This window comes from Neorhizobium sp. NPDC001467 (assembly GCF_050275975.1).
GTDB lineage: Bacteria > Pseudomonadota > Alphaproteobacteria > Rhizobiales > Rhizobiaceae > Neorhizobium.
The window spans coordinates 735,718-754,485 of sequence record NZ_JBNNPS010000002.1 but is presented as its reverse complement, the minus strand read 5'-3'; the positions used below and the strand labels follow the sequence as shown (position 1 = coordinate 754,485).

The following is an 18,768-nucleotide window of genomic DNA, read 5'->3' as shown; positions in this document are numbered from 1 at the left end:
ATCCGGTCCGAGGGACGGCAGTGGGCGGTTTTTGCCGCCTTGCTGCTGGCCTCCCTCGTCGCCATTGCGCTTGTGGTGGGTATCAGCGTCGGGATCGGCGATCTACCGATTCCGCTGTCGACCACCTATGCGGCCATCACCAACCGTTTGGGCTGGACGACGATCGAGCTCAACCGCATCCACGAGACAGTGATCTGGGACTACCGCCTCAGCCGGGCGTTGGTCGCAGCCTTCTGCGGCGCGGGGCTGGCGCTGTCAGGCGCGATAATGCAGTCGCTCTTGCGCAATCCCTTGGCCGAACCTTACGTGCTCGGAATCTCAGCCGGCGCTTCGACCGGCGCGGTGGCGATCGTCATCCTCGGCCTCGGCGCCGGTGCGGTATCGCTGTCGGCAGGCGCGTTTGCCGGCGCCTTTGCCGCGTTCTTCTTTGTCGCGCTCCTGTCGAACGGCACGCGCGGCGGTTCGGACCGGACCATCCTGGCCGGCGTCGCCGCCTCCCAGCTTTTCAACGCCATGACCTCCTATATCGTCACGACATCCGGCAATGCGCAGCAGGCGCGCGACGTAATGTTCTGGCTGCTCGGCAGTTTCGGCGGTGTGCGGTGGCCTGAGTTCATGCTGGTGTCGGTGGTTGTCGGCATCGCGCTGATTGCCTGCCTCTGCTATGCCCGTGTGCTCGATGCCTTCGCCTTCGGTGACGAGGCAGCCGCCTCGCTCGGCGTCAATGTCGGTCGCGCACGTATCGTCCTTTTTGCGCTGACAGCGGTGATGACGGCAACGATCGTCAGCATGGTCGGCACAATCGGTTTCGTCGGCCTCGTCGTGCCCCATGCGGCCCGTTTCGTCGTCGGCCCCCTGCATATCCGCCTGCTGCCGGCCTGCGCGATCGTCGGCGCCATTTTCATGGTGCTGGCGGACATCGCCTCGCGGGCGCTGATCCCGCAGCAGGTCCTGCCGATCGGCGTCGTCACCGCGCTTGTCGGCGTGCCCTTCTTCTCCGTCATCCTCTACCGGTTCCAGAGGGCGTCATGAGCATCAGGACTGACAACATCACCTGGAAGATCGGTCGCAAGACCATTCTCGACGGCGTCTCCTTCGAAGCGCAGCCGGGAGAAATGCTCGGCCTGCTCGGCCCCAACGGATCGGGCAAGACATCGCTCCTGCGTCTTCTCGCGGGGCTGAAGACGCCGCATTCGGGCAGCGTCACGCTCGACGGTCGGGACCTGAGGAGCATCGGCCGTCGCGTCATGGCTCAACGGATAGCCTTCGTCGAGCAGCACGCAACGACCAATTCCAACCTCCGGGTCATCGATGTGGTGAAGCTCGGACGTTTTCCGCATCGCTCGATGTTTTCCGGCTGGTCGACGGCGGATGACGACGCGGTGGCGCAAGCGCTCGCTCGCGCCGGTATGACGGAAAAGCGCAACGAGCGCTGGCAGAGCCTGTCCGGCGGCGAAAGGCAGCGCGCCCATATCGCCCGGGCATTGGCCCAGTCGCCGAAGGAACTGATCCTCGACGAACCGACTAACCATCTCGACATCCAGCACCAGATCAGCCTGATGCGGCTCGTCTCGGACCTGCCGATTACCAGCATCATCGCGATGCATGATCTCAATCACGCGGCAATGTTCTGCGACCGGCTGATCGTCCTGCAACGAGGCAGGATCGTCGCGTCCGGAGCCCCAGAAGAGGTGCTGAGGCAGGACCTGCTGAATGATGTCTTTGCGGTCGATGCCCGTATCGAGGTTTCACCCCACCATAAGCGGCCTCATGTCCACTTCCTGCGTTGACGTTAGAGCAAGACAGCAACTCTCCTGAACCCCGTCCGGCCTTCGAAATCCTGGGCGTCATACCGGTCTCGGGAACATCCGCCAGACCAAGGAAGCCTTCAGGTCTTTGTCAGCAACGACAGACATATCGCGTCATCGACCAAATCGGCGAGGCGAAGACGATGGGACGTTCAGCCGTCCTCAACGCAGCTTGAACGCTACCTGCGCGATTACGGATAAAACGGTGATCAATCTGCGAGACCAAAACAATAAGGACTGGTACAGCGACAAGGTTCGCACCACCGACGAACCGGGCGTCAAGCACATCGATTTTCGCATGACAGCATCAAGGCGGCTGGACTTGGCGCGCGCGTCTGCTCTCCTGGCCCTCAGGAAGACGGCTCCAAAACCCATCCTCATCCACGGCCTTTCCGGAGCGGACCGAACGGGTGTTGCCGCAGCCCTCTACAGTTTCTGGATCGCACGCAGGGACGAGAGTTGGGAGAGACTGGAAGTCGCCTCCTGAACGAACGGAGCTGGCAATTCACCGGAGGTAGGTCCCCTGTGAAGTATCGCACTGTCTTCGTGCAGATTGCGTCATCCCGGAGGGGCGAGGATCTATGCGAGCCGTTCGAACAGGCGTCGCGGTACATTCAGAGCGCAAATGGCGGGTCGTAGGTCCACATCTCATCAAGACCTAATAGTGACAACGGTGAACTATTACCCGACGCCTAGCCGCTTTTCACATGAAATGACTGTTTGACGGATCAATCGTCACGGTTGTCTCTGCGCCTGCAGCGAGATGCCCTTCATCCATGGCGCTCTGTGCTTCCACATTGAAGACGATGCCATTTGCCTGCATCACGTATCGCACGACATGCCCGGCAGCCACTGTTTCGACAACGGTCGCTGCAACCTCGAAGAGGTCTGAATTTTCCGGCGCCTTGCCGATCTTGAAAATATGCGGATGGATAACCGCGGTCTGGTCGAAATCCCTGCCGATCAGGCGACCGAATTCCGCGGCGGTCAGGATGTTGGCATCGCCGATGAATTTTGCGACGAACAGATCCGCAGGGCGGTAGAAGATCTCCGTTCCTGACGCTGTCTGGGCGATCCCGCCCTTGTTCATCACGGAAATCCGGTCGCCGAGCGACAGCGCCTCGTCCTGATCGTGCGTCACGAGAATGCTGGTCAGACCCGTCCGGCGTTGGATGCGCTTCAATTCGTCGCGCAGACGTTTGCGGATCTGCGCGTCGAGTGCCGACAAGGGTTCGTCCAGTAGAAGCAGCGAGGGTTCCAGCACGAGCGCGCGGGCGAGTGCCACACGCTGTTTCTGCCCGCCGGAAAGCTGGCGCGGACGGGCGTCTGCCTTGTCCTGCAGCGAGACGATCTCCAGAACGGCGTCGATCTTGTCGTCGATCACCTTGCGGGCAAGTCGGCGCTGTTCGAGACCGAAAGCAAGGTTCTGGCGAACCGTCATGTTTGGGAACAGCGCGTAATGCTGGAACACCATGCCGATGCCGCGATCTTTTGGATGCAGCTTTTCGATGGCGCGACCGGCCAGATGGATTGCGCCCTTGTCGGGCTGCACCAGTCCGGCGATGGAACGCAGGAGCGTGGTCTTACCGCAGCCGGAAGGGCCGAGCAGGACATGCATTTCGCCCTGTGCCACGGAAAGATCGATGCCGTCGAGAATGACATTGTCGCCGTAGCGCATGCCGATAGCGGAGAGTTCGAGATAGGTCATGATTTTGTCTCCGTTCGCCAGACGAGCCTGAAGGCCGCGAAGGTGATGAGAAGTGTTATGAGAAAATAGACGGTGACGATCACGCTCGACAGGCGGCCGCTGAGGTCACGCTGTGCGAACATGTACATCTGCAGCGTTTCGAACTCGCCGCCGACCAGCATGCGGGCGTAGACGAATTCGCTCATCAGGCCGGCGAAGTTCAAAACGACGGCAAGCGCGATGCCCGGAAAGATCGAGGGCAGGATGACCCGGCGCAAAAGTCTCACATCGCCAATGCCCAACAGCCGGCTGGCTTCCAGAAGTTCCGTCGTATCAATCGCCTGAAGGCTATTCTTGACGTTGATATAGAACATCGGAAAGCAGAGCGGCACGTAAGTCAGGACGAGGACGATCGGCTGTCCACTGAACTGCAGGGGCGGAGCGGAAAAGACGCGGAGATAACCGACCATGAGAATGATGGTGGGGACCGCGTAGGGCAGGATCACCAGCCGCGTCATCCAGGTGTCGAGTGACGGCCAATAGAGGTGGGCGGCGATCACGGCCGGCACAATCAGCAGACAGGCGAGAAACAGCGCCAGTCCGGCAACCGCGATAGAGCGCAGCAAAGCCGCTTGAAACCGGCTGTCCGAAAGGATGGTCCGATAGACGTCGAGCGACAGGCCGCGCGGCAGGATGCCACCCGTCCAGCCGGTAGCAATCGAATTGAGGAACGTGGCAAGGACCGGCAGCAGCATGAGGATTGCTGCAAGCCAGAGGGTTGCCGTCAGGGCCGGATGTCGGGTTGTCGTCATCGCTTGTCGCCTTTGAGGAGGAGTTGGCTGACGACGATTGGCACGAGCAGAACCAGAAGCAGCACCATGGCGATCGCATTGGCGAGGTTGGGATCGGAAAACACGTCACCCGAAACGAGTTCGCTGATGCGGATGGTAACGATATTGACGCTGGTGCCTGCGAGCGCCAGCGTCGTCGCATATGTGCCCATGGCATTGGCGAAGAGAAGCGTGGTAATCGCGATCATCTGTCGGGCGACGACCGGCAGGCCGACACGCAGCCAGAACCGCGTGGTCCCTACACCGATCAGGCTGGCGGCTTCCTCGAGCTCCGCCTCTATGGCGTCGAGAACGGGAATGATCAACAGCACGGCCAGGGCGATCTGAAAGTAGCAGTAGGCAACGATCAGGCCCGTCAGCGAATAGACGTTGAACGAGCCGATCAGGCCGGATGCCTTCAGGAGCAGCGTCAGCATACCGTTCAGCCCGAGGAGGAAAACCAGCGCCATGGCCAGCGGCACGCCGGCAAAATTGGCGCCAATATTGGCGAGCGCCATGGCCATGCGGCGCGTGCCACCCTTGCGGTAACGAAGGCTGACCGCGATCAGGAAACCGAAGACCATCCCGATCCCCGTCGTCAGGAGCGAGATCAGCAGCGAATTGACAAAACTCTGGCCGTAATAGGCGCTTGCGAGGATTTCGACATAGTTGCCGAGCGACCAGGCGCCGCTCTTGCTGAAACTGTCCATGACGACGGTTGCCAGCGGCCAGATGACCAGTCCGGCCAGCATGACGAGGAAGGGTGCGGCCAGCAACTTCATGATCGGAGAGGCGTGGTGGCTCATGGGCGAGCCACATCCGGCTTCAGCAGGTTAGGGACGGAAAGGCCATGATCTTCGATGCCGAGCAGTTGGCAGATCAGGCCGGCAAGTTCGGTCTGTTTCGGCTGGGCCGCGGCATCGAGCGTGAAGATGTCGGCGCCGATCGTATAGAGCGGCACGGTCGCTTCGTCCTCATGCGGGCCGCCGTGATTGCCGTCGTCGCTCATGCCGTGGTCGCTGGTGACGATGACGGAATAACCAGCCGCACGCCATTGCGGCACATAACGGGCGAGAAGATCGGCGGCGTTGCGGGTGGTGTCGCGATACTGGCGGGAAGCGCCGCCATGCTTGTGGCCGATATCGTCGATGTTCATCGGATGCAGCAACAGGAAATCCGGACTGTGCCGGCGTATGAGATCATCGGCATCGGCGAACAGGTGATCGTCCGGGTAATGGTCCTGCCAGTAAAAGGCGCCATGCTGGATGCCGCCGTCGGAATTGCTGATGTGACGGAATTCCGGGCTGAAAGGCGCCTGATTGTAGAGTTCGAAATACCAGTGGTAGGCGGCGGCGGCCGTCACCAGACCTGCCTTGCGGGCGAGTGAAAAGACGTTGTCGAACTTGGAGCGCCGCACCACGCCATTGCTGGTCACACCGTGCACCACGGGCGGCAGGCCGGTCATCAGCGTTTCGTACAGCGGGCGGGAAATCGATGGCAGTTCGCTATCGACGCGATAGACCTGCGCTTCAGCTCCTGCGACCAGCGCTTCCATGTAACCGAGGCATTCGCGCGCGGTGGAATACCGGAGGCCGTCGAGAATGATGAAGATCGTGCGCTTCGTCATGAAGCTGGTCCTTTTCGCTGAATTCAATGCAAGAACGTCTCGCGGATTTATCCGCGAGACGGGATATCTGACGGAAGATTATGTCGCCGGAACTACATTTTCGGAGCGACGAGATCGCGCCACAGCTGCGACAGTTCCTTGGCGGCATCCGAGGTCCAGAGCGTCGGGTCGATCGGGCGAGCGGCCTTGTACTGGTCGGACGGCAGCAGCTTTTCCTTGGCGTCGGCCGGCAGTTCGATATGGTCGAAGCGGATCGGACGGGCGTAACCACGGGCAAGGTTGATCTGGCCGGCGTCGCTGAGGATGTATTCGCGGGCCAGCTTGGCGGCATTCGGGTTTCTCGAATGCTTGTTGATGATCGTTGCGTAACCGCTGGTGACCGAGCCGTCAGACGGGATGATGACCTTGAACTTGTCCTTGCCGACGACGTCGCGGTAGTTCAGCGCGTTGAAGTCCCACAACGGCGCGACCTGGATTTCGCCGCGTTCCATCAGCGCCGGGGTGACGCCGCTGCCGAGGAGGCGGTCCTGTTCGGCCAGCTTCTGGAACAGTTCAACGCCCGGGCGCAGGTTCTTTTCGTTGCCGCCGAGCGAAACGGCTGCGGCGAGGATCGAGGCGTTGTCCTGTGCGCCAGAACCGACCTTGCCCATGGTGACCTTGTAGTCGCCCTTCAGGAGATCGGCCCAGGAGGTTGGCGGGTTGGCGACATCTGCGGAAACGAGGAAGGCGATCGTGCCGGTGTAGCCGATCACCCAGTTACCTTCTGCATCCTTGGCCCAGTCGGGGATTTGGTCCCAGGCGGTGGTCTTGTAAGGCATGGTGACGCCGCGGGAGAGCGCGATCGGCCCGAATTCCAGGCCGACGTCGCCGATATCGGCGGTGGCGTTGGAGCCTTCATTGGCGAACTTGGCGATCTCTTCGCCGCTGCTCATGTCGGTATCGGAATGTTTCAGGCCGTATTTCTCGGTCAGCTGCTGCCAGGTATCCTTCCAGTTGGCCCAGCCATCCGGCATGCCGACACTGTAAACCGCGCCTTCCTTGCGGGCAGCTTCTTCAAGAGCGGAAATGTCATTGGCGGCGGCAATGCCGGAATAGGCCAGAACGCCGAGGGCGGGCAGGGCCAGGAAAGTGCGACGGAACATATTTCACCTCGTTGGTATAGACCAGATGAGGGGCTCTATGCCAAACTGTGATGACAGCCGCATGACGGAGCCAGGATGACCGCTGACAGTCCGAATGAATTCACAAAGCGGTTTTTTTTGACGCTGGAGCAGGCGATCCGCAATGATCTTGCCGAAGGCCGGCTTGCTGTGGACCGGCGGCTGCCGTCGGAGCGAGAACTGGCCGAGCGCTACCGCACGACGCGCATCACGCTACGCGAGGCGCTGTCCCATCTGGAGATGGATGGTCTCATCTACCGTGAAAACCGCAGAGGCTGGTTCTCCGCCGGCCCTAGGCTGATCTACAATCCGCTTTGGCGGACCGATTTTCTGCGTATGACACGCGAACAGAACCGGCGGGCAAGCACCGAACTGGTTGAGGCGGTCAGCGCAGTGGCGCCGGATACCATTTGTAAATTGCTGAAACAGCCTACCGGAACGGAGTTCTGGCGCATAAGGCGCCGGCGACGGGTAGACGGTAGGCTCGTTGTCTTCGTCGAGCATTATCTCAACAAGGCAGTGTTTCCCGACATTCTCCAGCAGGATTTGACCAGTTCGCTCACAAGCCTTTACCGCGAACGATACGCGATCGAATACGGCGAGGTGTCATTCGAAATCAACCCGATCGCCCTGAGCGGTATGCCGGCCGCGGAGCTGCACTCCTCCGATGGGACGTCCGGTTTGCAGATCGTGCGCGTAAACAGTGATCAGCGTGGGCGTTTACTGGATTGCGACGTGGAATACTGGCGGCACGATGCGGTTTCGATTCGGATAGACACGAGGGACCACCTCCAGAGTTAGAAGTACACCCACAGGAGCCATCGGCGGATTCTACTAGACCAGTTGCCATGGGCTTAAAGATTTGAGAGGCCTACCGGTCTTGAGATTGTATGGGTTACGGGTTCAAACCCACTCAAAAGCCCGGAGGTAAGCGTCAGATGCTCGGCGTCGGCGAACGCTGGCAAAGATGAGGGCTCGGCCCGGCGGAATGTGGCTCCTCGCAACCAGATGGTCCCGGTCTGAGGGAAATGCCGCAGCTTCTAAAGGAGTGGCCTGATGGAAGAAGACGGAGACGTGGTGGCCCAAGGGATCGAAGCTTAGTACTGCAGGCATTAGCTTCTTCCGACAAGATCAACCGCTACGGATATGCCCCCAAGGCGCGGTGCCTATCGCGTCAGAGGCTTAATGCGCTGGCAAGGCTTTCGACGTCAAGGGTGTCGTAGGTTGCGGCAAGCAGCCCCATGACGACTTCACGCACCTTTACCGTTCATGACCACTATTTCGCACGAGTGGGCAGATCTTGTTGGACACACAGCCCATGAGAATCTTGTTGGGTCTCCTTACTCGGACTTTGTCCTACGCGACCGTGCTCAGTGCGCTATCAGTCTGCCGCGTTTAGCCGGAAGTTATTGGCACTACTGGTTTCCACTCACTGCGTCGCCGCAATTCCGGTTTGACAAACAAAAGCACGCCCGACACTATATCCATAATAAGAATGCATATTCCATAATTGTGGTTTATCGAAAAGGGAACTTCATGCTCAGACACGCTTTGCTCGCTGCCCCCTTCCTGTTCTTGTCCGCCATCCCCAACCCGTCTTTCGCTGCCGGCGTCATCAATGTCGCGACAATAGGCGAGCCGCCGACGCTCGATCCGATGGCCTCCACCGCCGATGTGGTAGGCATGACCACGCAACATATCTTTGAAACGCTGTTCACCTTCGATGCCGAATGGAATGTCGTGCCGCTTCTCGCTGAAGCGATGCCGACCGTCTCGGCCGACGGCAAGACCTATGACATCACCCTTCGCAAGGGCATCAAATTCCACGATGGCTCGACCATGACCTCCGCCGATGTTGTCGCCTCGGTCGAGCGTTGGGTGAAGATCGCCTCACGCGGAAAACAGATCGCACCATACTTCACGTCGATCACCGCCAAGGGTGATGACGCCGTGCAGATCGTGCTGAACAAGCCCTATGCGCCACTTCTGTCGCTGCTCGCCTTCAACAATTCCGCCGCCGTGATCATGCCGAAGGCGAACCTTGCCGAAGACCCGCTGACAAAGTTCATCGGCACCGGTCCGTATCTGCTCAAGGAGCGCAAGGCCGACCAGTATCTGCAGCTCACCCGTTTCGACGGCTACCAGCCGCGCTCGGAAGCGGCCAACGGTTTTGGCGGCGCCCGCAAGGCGATCCTCGATGAAATCCGTTTCGTGCCGGTACCGGATGCCAATACCCGTTTGGAAGGCGCGGTTTCCGGCCAGTTCGATTATGCCGACTCGCTGGCGCCTGAAACGTTCGATCGCCTGAAAGGCTCGGACGCTTCCGAACCGGTCGTACTAAAACCTTACGGCGCACCGGTTTTCGTGATGAACACCAAGGAAGGTGTACTGGCGAAAAAGGAAATGCGCCACGCCATCCAGGCGGCGCTCAACCCGGAAGACATGCTGCTTGCTGCCTTCGGCAATCCGGAGTTTTTCGCCATCAACGGCGCGCTTTATCCGGAAGGCTATGTCTGGCACACGGAAGAGGGCATCGAGCGTTACGGCAATGGTGATCCGGAAACCGCAGCCTCCATGGCCAAGGAAGCCGGGTATGACGGCGAAAAGCCGATCCGCATCCTGACCAGCCGCCAGTATGAATTCCATTACAAGATGGCGCAGGTCGCCGCCGAATATCTGAAAGCCGCCGGCTTCAAGGTCGATCTCGGCGTGTTCGATTGGGCAACCCTCACCACCCGCCGCGCCGATCCGAAACTGTGGGATATCTTTATCACCCACGGCCCGTTCCCGCCGGAGCCGATTCTCAATGGCTGGATGTCCGACAGCTATCCCGGCTGGTGGGCAACGCCTGCCAAGACGGCTGCCGTCCAACCCTTCATCGCCGAACCGGATCAGGAAAAGCGCAAAGCACTCTTTGCCGAAATCCAGAAGACGTTTTACGAGGAAGCCCCGGTCTACAAGGTCGGCGATTTCAACGCACTCGGCTCGAAAAAGAAGACGCTGAAGGACTTTCAGCCGTCGCCCTGGCCTTATTTCTGGAATGTCAGCACGGCCAACTGATCCCGTTGCCGTCTCCTGAAAAAGGGCATGTACCGCCTCCGCGCGGGGCATGCCCAAAACCATCATTCGCAAAACATCATTGATCGATAACGAGCACCCATCATGACGCGTTCTTTTCCCAAGGACTTTCTCTGGGGCGTCGCCGCCTCCGCCTTCCAGACCGAAGGCGCCGTCAACAAGGATGGCCGTGGCCAGAGCGTCTGGGACGTCTACGCCCACACGCCCGGCCGCACCACCAATGGCGAAACCGCCGACATTGCCTGCGATCACTACCACCGTTACCCCGAGGATATCGGCCTGATGAGTGGCCTCGGCGTCGGTGCCTATCGCCTGTCGACCGCATGGCCGCGCATCTTTCCGGAAGGTTCCGGCCAGGTGAACCAGCGCGGACTGGATTTCTACGATCGTGTCATCGACCTTCTGCTGCATGAAGGCATCGAACCATGGATCTGCCTGCACCACTGGGACATGCCGGTGGCGGTGGAGGAAAAGGGTGGCTGGCGCTCTCGGGAAACCCCGAAGATTTTTGCCGATTACGCCGCCACCATCGCCCGCCATTTTGGCGATCGCGTCAAGCGTTTCGCTCCGATCAACGAGCCCAACGTCATTCCGTGGGTGGCTTACAACGTTGGCCGCCACGCGCCGGGAAAACAGTCCTACGAGGACAGTTTGAAGGCCATCCACACACTCAACCTTGCCCATGGTTATTCGGTGAAGGCCGTGCGCGCCGAAGCGTCGGATGCGCAGGTCGGCAACATCGTCTCGCTCGGCCCGGTCCGCCCGCATTACGACGATGCCGCCCATGAGGAAGCCCGCATCCTGGGGGATTGCCTGTGGCGCCGCGTCACCGTCGATCCGCTCTGGCTCGGCACCTATCCAGAGCCGATCGCGAAAGAAATGGAACCGCTCATCCTCGGCGACGACATGGCCGATATCAGCCAGAAAATGGATTTTTTTGGCCTCAACCATTACAATCCGGTCTTTGTCGGCCCTAACAAGAACACCACATTCGGCATTGCCGAAACCGCCCCACCGACCGGCATGGGTCCGCTCACCGACGTCAATTGGGTGGTCGATCCGCAAGCCTTTCTTGAACAGATTCGCGACACCAGCGAGCGCTACAAAAAACCGACGATCTACATCACCGAAAACGGCGCATCCTACCCGGATGCGCTCGGCCCCGACCGCAAAGTCATCGACAAGGACCGCATCGCCTATTTCGAGGGTTACCTCAACGTCCTGCTCGATGCGCTCGAAGAAGGCCACGACATTCGCGGTTATTTCGCCTGGTCACTGATGGATAACTTTGAATGGGGCAGGGGCTTTTCCAAACGTTTTGGGCTCGTCTACGTCGATTACCCGACGCTGCAGCGGATTCCTAAAGCGTCGTATCACTGGCTGAGCGAGGTTATTCGTCGGAACGCGCTGTAAGAGCGCGGACTGATGGCGGACGAGCGGTATGGTATGTTCGGTATCGTCAAGTTCTGGGGGGGCGATAGCCGCTGTCGGTTTCTTCTCGGGTAGGAAAGAAGCGACGTTGCGCTACTGAGTGCTTGCGGCCCCCGCCGTGTCCTGGAGCAAACGCCGCGGCACCAAACTTGGAGACGATGCACCGTCCGCTCTTTCCGACATGGGAGTGCATTGCGCATGAGGTGCACCGTGCAGCGCTGCCAGGGGGCGGAACACGCCTTCGATACTGCAGACTTGTTGCCCTTATTGGCAATGGAGACGACGAACTTGACGCCACGCAGCCTGCGTCTGATCAGCTTGCGCAGGAATTCCGTCAGATCACCTCAGCCTCGGACGTGCCGATTCTCATCCCTGGCATTCCACGTCGGCCGTCAATGTGGGCGCCTACCGCGATGACGACCGCGACAGAGGCGATGCGCCGGCCGCGCCGGGCTTTGAGATAGGTTGCGTCGATCCACGATAGCCTCACTGGGGATCGTCGCCTCGCGCTTGCCGAGCGTGATATACCGGTCTATCGCGTGAATTCCGTCCGCATGGCAATACATGAACCACCTCCCGGTAGTCCAAGTTTTCGTCCGCTCCCGCATCGGGTCAGCTCCCAGTCGCAATCAACAGGGCGCCCAGCAGATGCGTCTTGAGGATCCTGTGGGCTGTCTTGAGCATGCGCTCCTAGCCTTCACATTCGTGCAACTTGGGAGCAACGTCTTGGGAGGGCAATCGCACAAAGGATACGGTTGATCGGCGGCGGCCATCAGTCAGCTCAGCCTTAGGGCGCCTGTTAAGTAATACCCATGCCGGAACCGTCTATGTTTCGACCCGCGATATCTGGCGCCTGGCCACGACCTTTCGTTGATCTTTCAGCCTGCACCGATAGGCGGGCAGACCGCGCCTTTGGAGATGCATCCTAGCCGATTGACAAGCCCACACGGCCGTGCTCTGCTAAGATGTCAGACCAATTTAGACGTCGTTCAAAGCGCGGTCGACGGGAAAGCTGGAGGTGGCATGAAGCCAAAATTGTCCGATAAGCTTCGGCCGTTACCGTCGGTAGACCGCGCAAGACAGGTCACCTCGGCGCTTGCCCATTATGTCGCCGATGCCAGCCTGAAGACGGGTGATCGGCTGCCTGCGGAGCGTGAGCTGATGGCGGCACTGGCCGTGGGGCGCTCAACGATCCGTGAGGCGATCCGGCATTTTCAGGCACTCGGCGTGATCGAAACCCGCAAGGGCAGCGGCACCTACCTGCTGCGGCCGATCTCTCCCGACACCGTCCACATGCCGCTGTCGCTCGACACGACGCAGCTGCGCGACGTGCTGTTGCAGACGCTGCAGGTGCGACGCGGCATCGAATGCGAGGCCGGCATGGTCGCGGCGCAGATGCGCACCGCCGACGATCTGGCGATCATTAAGGACAAGCTGGTGAAGATGGAGACCGTCCATCTGGAAAAAGGCTCGTCCGGCCCGGAAGACCTGGCTTTTCACCTCGCCGTCTACGACGCCACCCACAATCCGCTGTTCCGGCAGTTGCTTGAACAGATGCGCGAAAGTTTCGAGCATTTTTGGGCTTCGCCCTTCGATCGCAAGGATTTTGCCCGCCGCTCCTTTCCGTTTCACCGCACGCTTTTCGACGCCATCGCCGCCCAGAACGCTGAGCGCGCGCGGCGCGAGACACTGAAAATCCTCGCGGTTGTCGAGGAAGACATCAAGGAAATGTCCAAATGAACGAAATGCTCGATCCGTCGGCTTTTGCGTCGCTGATCACTGCCCACGACGACGGCAATTTTGCCGATGCGGTGGTGCCGCCGATCTTTCAGACCTCGCTGTTCACCTTCTCCGAATATGACGAGATGATCGCTTCCTATCGCGGCGAAAAGGTGCGGCCGATCTATACGCGCGGTCTCAACCCGACGGTGCGCATGTTCGAGGAAATGCTGGCCAAGCTCGAAGGCGCCGAAGACGCGCTCGGTTTTGCCAGCGGCATGTCGGCGATCTCGTCTTCGGTTCTGAGTTTTGTCGAGCCGGGTGATCGGATCGTCGCCGTCAAACATGTCTATCCCGACGCCTTTCGCCTGTTCGGCACGCTTCTGAAGCGGATGAAGGTGGAGGTCACCTATGTCGATGGCCGTGATGAGGAAGCCGTCGCCAAAGCTCTGCCAGGTGCCAAGGTGCTTTATCTGGAAAGCCCGACGAGCTGGGTGATGGAAGCGCATGATGTCGGTGCGCTGGCGGCGCTGGCGAAAAAGCACGGCGCGATCTCGATGATCGACAACAGCTGGGCAAGCCCTGTCTTCCAGCGGCCGATCACGCTCGGCGTCGATCTCGTTATCCATTCGGCGTCAAAATATCTCGGTGGTCATAGTGATGTCGTTGCCGGTGTCGTGGCCGGATCGAAGGAGATGATCGCGCGGCTGAAGTCGGAGGCTTATCCCTATCTCGGCGGCAAGCTTTCGCCTTTCGATGCATGGCTTTTGATCCGCGGCATGCGCACTTTGCCCCTGCGCATGAAGGCGCATCAGGATGCGGCACTCACCATCGCGCGGCGGCTGCAGGAACTCGACGTGGTAGAGACGGTCTGCCATCCGGGTCTGGCGAACCGCCTGCCGAATGGTCTGACGGGCACATCTGGCCTGTTTTCCTTCATCTTCAAGGAAGGTGTCGATATTCGCGCCTTTGCCAATCACCTGAAACTTTTCAAGCTCGGCGTCAGCTGGGGTGGCCACGAAAGCCTGATCGTCCCGGGCGAAGTGGTGCTGCAGCAGAAGGCCCAGCCCAATTCCGCGCATACATTCGGCATCCATGCGCGGTCCGTACGCCTCCATGTCGGCCTCGAGGGAACCGAGGCTCTGTGGAGCGATCTTCAGGAGGCGATCGCCGTCGCCACCTAGCGCATCAACAAAACAACTGGGAGCAGGACAATGAAAACAATCATAACAGCTGCATTCATCGCGACCATGATGGCGGGGACCGCCATGGCCGATACCACGCTCAAGATGGTGGAAGTGATCACCAGCCCGGAGCGCACACAGACGCTGAAATCGCTGGTCGGCAAGTTCGAAGCCGCCAATCCGGGCACAAAGGTCGAGATCATCTCGCTGCCCTGGAACGAAGCGTTCCAGAAATTCGCGACCATGGTGTCGGCCGGCGATACGCCCGATGTGATGGAAATGCCGGATACCTGGCTTTCGCTCTACGGCAACAATGGCATGCTCGAAAGCCTCGAGCCCTATCTCGAAAAGTGGGAGCACACCAAGGAACTGACGCCGCGCGCGCTGGAGCTTGGCCGCGAGGTCAAGGACACGGCCTATATGTTGCCCTACGGCTTCTATCTGCGCGCCATGTTCTTCAACAAGAAGCTGTTGAGCGAAGCCGGTGTTTCCGAGCCGCCGAAGACGATGGACGAGTTCGTCAAGGCATCCGAGGCCGTCTCCAAACTGCCGGGCAAATACGGCTACTGCATGCGCGGCGGACCGGGCGGCCTCAATGGATGGATGATCTTTGCCGCCTCCATGGCCGGCGACAACAAATATTTCACCGAGGACGGCACCTCGACCATGAACAGCGAAGGCTGGGCAAAGGGCATCGAGTGGATGGTCGACCTCTACAAGAAGGGCCTTGCCCCGAAGGACAGCGTCAACTGGGGCTTTAACGAAGTCGTCGCCGGTTTCTATTCCGGCACCTGCGCCTTCCTCGATCAGGATCCCGATGCGCTGATCGCCGTTGCCGAACGCATGAAGCCCGAGGATTTCGGTGTTGCGCCGCTGCCGAAGGGCCCGTCCGGCAAATCTTTCCCAACCATCGGTTATGCCGGCTGGTCGATGTTCGCCAAGAGCGAAAACAAGGACCTCTCCTGGAAGCTGATCGAAACGCTGCAGAGCCCGGAAGGCAATATCGAGTGGAACAAGAAGATCGGCGCGCTGCCGGCCTATACGGCGGCCGAAAAGGATCCGTTCTATGCCGGTGACCAGTTCAAGGGCTGGTTCGAGGAACTGGCCGACAAGGACACCGTTCCGACCGTGATGCCGACCTTCCTCGAAGAGTTCGCCTTCTTCAAGGATTCGCTGGCGATCAAGACCTCGCAGCAGGCTCTGCTCGGCGATATCTCGGCGAAGGAACTGGCTGACGAATGGGCGGCTTACCTCACCAAAGCACAGCAGAAGAATCTCTCCAAGAAGTAATCGACGTCGTAGCGGCGCGGACCTTTTCCGCGCCGCTATCCCGCCTTCCTTCATGCAATGACGGCGCAGATCTGCGCCGCAAACGGGAAACTGTCTGATGTCCATGACCGCCGACGTCTATGATCGTCGCCAGGATCGCAGGCCGTGGTTGAAGCGCCTTGCGGATGCCTCCGAGCCTTATCTTTACAGCGCGCCGGCGCTGATCCTCATTATCGTTGTCATGCTGGTGCCGCTTGTCGTCGGCATTTCCTATGCGTTTCGCGATATCCAGCTGCTCAATCCGTTTTCCGGCGGTTTCATCGGGCTCGAACATTTTGAAACCCTGTCGAAGGACAGGGCGTTTTACACCGCGCTGAAAAACACTCTGTGGTGGACCGGTGCGTCCGTCTTCCTGCAATTTACCTTCGGCCTCATTCTGGCGCTTTTGCTCGACAAGCCGTTCATGGGCCGTGGTCTGGTACAGGCGCTGGTGTTTCTGCCATGGGCGGTGCCGTCGTTTCTCGCCGGCCTCAACTGGGCATGGCTGTTCAATCCGGTCATCGGGCCGATCCCGCACTGGCTGTTCGATCTTGGCCTGATGAACCAGCCGGGCAATATCCTGTCCGATCCGCAATATGCGATGTGGGGGCCGATCATCGCCAATGTCTGGTGGGGCATCCCGTTTTTCGCCATCACGCTTCTGGCAGCTCTTCAGTCGATCCCACGGGATCTTTACGAAGCCGCCTCCATCGATGGCGCGTCGTGGTTCCAGCGCTTCTGGTCGATCACGCTGCCCTTTCTGGCCCCGACCATCGCCATCACCGTTCTGCTGCGCACGGTCTGGATCTCCAACTTCGCCGATCTCATCGTCGTGATGACCGGCGGCGGACCTGCCGATCGCACCCAAATCGTCGCCAGCTACATCTTCACCCAGGCCTTCAAGGCGCTCGATTTCGGTTACGCCTCGGCAATCGCGCTGGTGCTGCTCGTGCTGCTACTGGCCTATTCCATGCTGATCATCCTGCTGCGGCAGACATTGCTGAACAAGGGGTGAGGGTCATGAAAACATCGCTTCTTCCGACCATCGCGCACCGACTGGCGATCCTCGCCTATGTCATCTTCGCGCTCTTACCGCTCTATTGGCTGTTTAAGGTGTCGCTGACGCCGAATGACTTGCTCTATTCCGAAGGCGTGCGCATGTGGCCGTCGCGGACCACGTGGGAACACTATTCCTTCGTCCTGCAACACAGTGCATTCCCGACCTTCTTCAAGAACAGCCTGATCGTCTCCTGCTCGACCGCGATCATCGTAACGATCTGCGCTTCGCTGTCCGGTTATGCGCTGTCGCGCTTCAGTTTCCGCGCCAAATACTGGATCGTCGGGCTGATGCTTTTGACGCAGATGTTCCCGCTGGTCATGCTGGTAGCGCCGATCTTCAAGATCCTGACACCGCTCGGTCTCACCAACAGTTTGACGGGCCTGATCGTCGTCTACACCGCGTTCAACGTGCCCTTCGCGACTTTTCTGATGCAGTCCTTCTTCGACGGCATTCCAAAGGATCTCGAAGAGGCGGCGATGATCGACGGTGCTACAAAGTTCACCGCGTTCCGGGAAATCATCCTGCCGCTGACGCTTCCCGGCATTGCCGCGACGCTCGGTTTCGTTTTCACCGCCGCATGGAGCGAACTGCTGTTTGCGCTGATGCTGATCAACGGCAACAATGCCGCGACCTTCCCGGTCGGGCTGTTGACCTTCGTTTCCAAATTCTCGGTGGATTTCGGACAGATGATGGCGGCGGGTGTGCTCGCGCTCATCCCGGCCGCTCTCTTTTTCCTGCTCATCCAGCGCTACCTCGTCCAGGGCCTGACGGCCGGCGCGGTCAAGGGGTAATCTTATGGCTTCGATCGATATCCAGAACGTCAAGAAGGCCTATGGCCATGTGCAGGTGCTGCACGACATCGATTTGCAGATCAAGGATGGCGAGTTCGTCGTGCTGGTCGGTCCATCCGGCTGCGGAAAATCCACGCTGCTGCGCATGATTGCGGGTCTGGAAGGTGTGACCGGCGGCGAGATGCGCATCGATGGCAAACGCGTCAACGAACTGCATCCGAAGGACCGTGACATCGCCATGGTGTTCCAGTCCTATGCGCTTTATCCGCATATGAACGTCGCCGGCAACATGAGCTACAGCCTCAAACTTCGCAAAACGGCGAAGGAAAAGATTGCCGCGGCCGTTGCCAGTGCCGCCTCGAAACTCGGCCTTGATCCGCTGCTTGATCGTCGCCCGAAGGCGCTCTCGGGCGGTCAGCGCCAGCGCGTCGCCATGGGCCGCGCCATCGTGCGCCAGCCAAAGGCGTTTCTGTTCGATGAGCCATTGTCGAACCTCGATGCACGTCTTCGCGAGCAGATGCGTGCCGAAATCAAGAAAATGCATGGCGACCTCAAGGCCACCTCGATCTACGTCACCCACGACCAGATCGAGGCGATGACCTTGGCGGACCGGATCGTTGCCATGCATGGCGGGGTGGTCCAGCAGGTGGGGGCTCCGCTGGAGCTGTACGACCGTCCCGCCAATCTCTTTGTCGCCGGTTTCATCGGCTCGCCGGGCATGAACTTTCTCGATGCGACCTATTCCGGTGGCAGTGTCACGCTGAAGGATGGAACCATGGTGGTTTTGCCTGTGCCGCTAGCACTGGCTGACGGCGCGAAGGTCACAGCCGGCATCCGTCCCGAACATGTGGTGATGGGCGACGAGGGCGGCGGCATGGTGGCAAGTGTCGATCTCGTTGAGCCGACCGGTTTCGGCATCATCCTGCATCTCTCCTTGAATGGATTGGCCTTGAAGGTCTTCACGCTGGATCGGGCGGCACTGTCATTGCGAGAAAATGTTTGCGTTTCCTTCCCGCCACAGCATTTGCATGTGTTTGATGATACAGGAGTGAGATGCGAGCTACAGTGATGTAGTAACAACCCGG

The 18,768-nt window shown here is 59.7% G+C and carries 17 protein-coding genes and 1 pseudogene; 12 read left to right on the top strand and 6 right to left on the bottom strand.

Going from position 1 to position 18,768, the window contains the following annotated elements; genetic code table 11:
* The 3 genes from ACQKKX_RS08270 (at position 1) to ACQKKX_RS08260 (ending at position 2,295) form a co-directional block, all read left to right on the top strand.
* Complete coding sequence (locus ACQKKX_RS08270) at positions 1-1,032, top strand: FecCD family ABC transporter permease (RefSeq protein WP_427570128.1); 1,032 nt, start codon at positions 1-3, stop codon at positions 1,030-1,032.
* The gene (locus ACQKKX_RS08265) at positions 1,029-1,790 is read left to right on the top strand and encodes an ABC transporter ATP-binding protein (RefSeq protein WP_427570076.1); all 762 of its coding nucleotides are present in this window, start codon (positions 1,029-1,031) and stop codon (positions 1,788-1,790) included. Before ACQKKX_RS08270 ends, ACQKKX_RS08265 begins: the two co-directional genes overlap by 4 nt.
* A gap of 223 nt (positions 1,791-2,013) precedes the next feature.
* Entirely contained in the window at positions 2,014-2,295 is a 282-nt protein-coding gene (locus tag ACQKKX_RS08260) for a hypothetical protein (protein WP_427570075.1), read from the top strand.
* 216 nt (positions 2,296-2,511) lie between these two features.
* Here ACQKKX_RS08260 and ACQKKX_RS08255 read toward each other — a convergent pair whose 3' ends face one another.
* The 5 genes from ACQKKX_RS08255 to ACQKKX_RS08235 all read right to left on the bottom strand — a co-directional run bounded on the left by ACQKKX_RS08255 (position 2,512) and on the right by ACQKKX_RS08235 (position 7,094).
* Positions 2,512-3,516: an ABC transporter ATP-binding protein gene (locus ACQKKX_RS08255; RefSeq protein WP_427570073.1), complete on the bottom strand. Its 1,005-nt coding sequence runs from the start codon at positions 3,514-3,516 to the stop codon at positions 2,512-2,514.
* Entirely contained in the window at positions 3,513-4,307 is a 795-nt protein-coding gene (locus ACQKKX_RS08250) for an ABC transporter permease (protein WP_427570072.1), read from the bottom strand. Before ACQKKX_RS08250 ends, ACQKKX_RS08255 begins: the two co-directional genes overlap by 4 nt.
* Positions 4,304-5,131 carry an ABC transporter permease gene (locus ACQKKX_RS08245; protein ID WP_427570071.1) on the bottom strand — a complete coding sequence of 276 codons (828 nt, stop codon included), beginning with the start codon at positions 5,129-5,131 and terminating at the stop codon, positions 4,304-4,306. Before ACQKKX_RS08245 ends, ACQKKX_RS08250 begins: the two co-directional genes overlap by 4 nt.
* Positions 5,128-5,952, bottom strand: coding sequence for an alkaline phosphatase family protein (locus ACQKKX_RS08240; RefSeq protein ID WP_427570070.1), 825 nt, complete (start codon positions 5,950-5,952; stop codon positions 5,128-5,130). The genes ACQKKX_RS08245 and ACQKKX_RS08240 overlap by 4 nt, the downstream gene beginning before the upstream one ends.
* 92 nt (positions 5,953-6,044) lie before the next feature.
* Positions 6,045-7,094 carry an ABC transporter substrate-binding protein gene (locus ACQKKX_RS08235; RefSeq protein ID WP_427570069.1) on the bottom strand — a complete coding sequence of 350 codons (1,050 nt, stop codon included), beginning with the start codon at positions 7,092-7,094 and terminating at the stop codon, positions 6,045-6,047.
* Positions 7,095-7,169: 75 nt separating this feature from the next.
* Between ACQKKX_RS08235 and ACQKKX_RS08230 the strand changes: the two genes are divergently transcribed.
* The 3 genes from ACQKKX_RS08230 to ACQKKX_RS08220 all read left to right on the top strand — a co-directional run bounded on the left by ACQKKX_RS08230 (position 7,170) and on the right by ACQKKX_RS08220 (position 11,603).
* Positions 7,170-7,913: a UTRA domain-containing protein gene (locus tag ACQKKX_RS08230; protein ID WP_427570068.1), complete on the top strand. Its 744-nt coding sequence runs from the start codon at positions 7,170-7,172 to the stop codon at positions 7,911-7,913.
* Between the two features lie 735 nt (positions 7,914-8,648).
* On the top strand, positions 8,649-10,172 hold the full coding sequence (locus ACQKKX_RS08225) for an ABC transporter substrate-binding protein (RefSeq protein ID WP_427570067.1): 1,524 nt from the start codon (positions 8,649-8,651) through the stop codon (positions 10,170-10,172).
* A gap of 102 nt (positions 10,173-10,274) precedes the next feature.
* Positions 10,275-11,603 carry a GH1 family beta-glucosidase gene (locus ACQKKX_RS08220; RefSeq protein ID WP_427570066.1) on the top strand — a complete coding sequence of 443 codons (1,329 nt, stop codon included), beginning with the start codon at positions 10,275-10,277 and terminating at the stop codon, positions 11,601-11,603.
* 114 nt (positions 11,604-11,717) lie between these two features.
* Here the strand turns inward: ACQKKX_RS08220 and ACQKKX_RS08215 are convergent.
* Positions 11,718-12,099, bottom strand: a pseudogene (locus ACQKKX_RS08215) (transposase); the annotation flags it as partial.
* 545 nt (positions 12,100-12,644) lie between these two features.
* Between ACQKKX_RS08215 and ACQKKX_RS08210 the strand changes: the two are divergent.
* The 6 genes from ACQKKX_RS08210 to ACQKKX_RS08185 all read left to right on the top strand — a co-directional run bounded on the left by ACQKKX_RS08210 (position 12,645) and on the right by ACQKKX_RS08185 (position 18,752).
* Positions 12,645-13,361 carry a FadR/GntR family transcriptional regulator gene (locus tag ACQKKX_RS08210; RefSeq protein ID WP_427570065.1) on the top strand — a complete coding sequence of 239 codons (717 nt, stop codon included), beginning with the start codon at positions 12,645-12,647 and terminating at the stop codon, positions 13,359-13,361.
* The gene (locus ACQKKX_RS08205; protein ID WP_427570064.1) at positions 13,358-14,524 is read left to right on the top strand and encodes a PLP-dependent transferase; all 1,167 of its coding nucleotides are present in this window, start codon (positions 13,358-13,360) and stop codon (positions 14,522-14,524) included. Before ACQKKX_RS08210 ends, ACQKKX_RS08205 begins: the two co-directional genes overlap by 4 nt.
* Before the next feature lie 30 nt (positions 14,525-14,554).
* Entirely contained in the window at positions 14,555-15,814 is a 1,260-nt protein-coding gene (locus tag ACQKKX_RS08200; RefSeq protein ID WP_427570063.1) for an ABC transporter substrate-binding protein, read from the top strand.
* Between the two features lie 97 nt (positions 15,815-15,911).
* A complete protein-coding gene (locus ACQKKX_RS08195; protein WP_427570062.1) occupies positions 15,912-16,847 on the top strand; it encodes a carbohydrate ABC transporter permease in 936 nt (311 codons plus the stop codon).
* Positions 16,848-16,852: 5 nt separating this feature from the next.
* Positions 16,853-17,683, top strand: coding sequence for a carbohydrate ABC transporter permease (locus ACQKKX_RS08190; protein WP_427570061.1), 831 nt, complete (start codon positions 16,853-16,855; stop codon positions 17,681-17,683).
* A gap of 4 nt (positions 17,684-17,687) precedes the next feature.
* Positions 17,688-18,752: an ABC transporter ATP-binding protein gene (locus tag ACQKKX_RS08185; protein WP_427570060.1), complete on the top strand. Its 1,065-nt coding sequence runs from the start codon at positions 17,688-17,690 to the stop codon at positions 18,750-18,752.
* Positions 18,753-18,768: the final 16 nt, after the last annotated feature.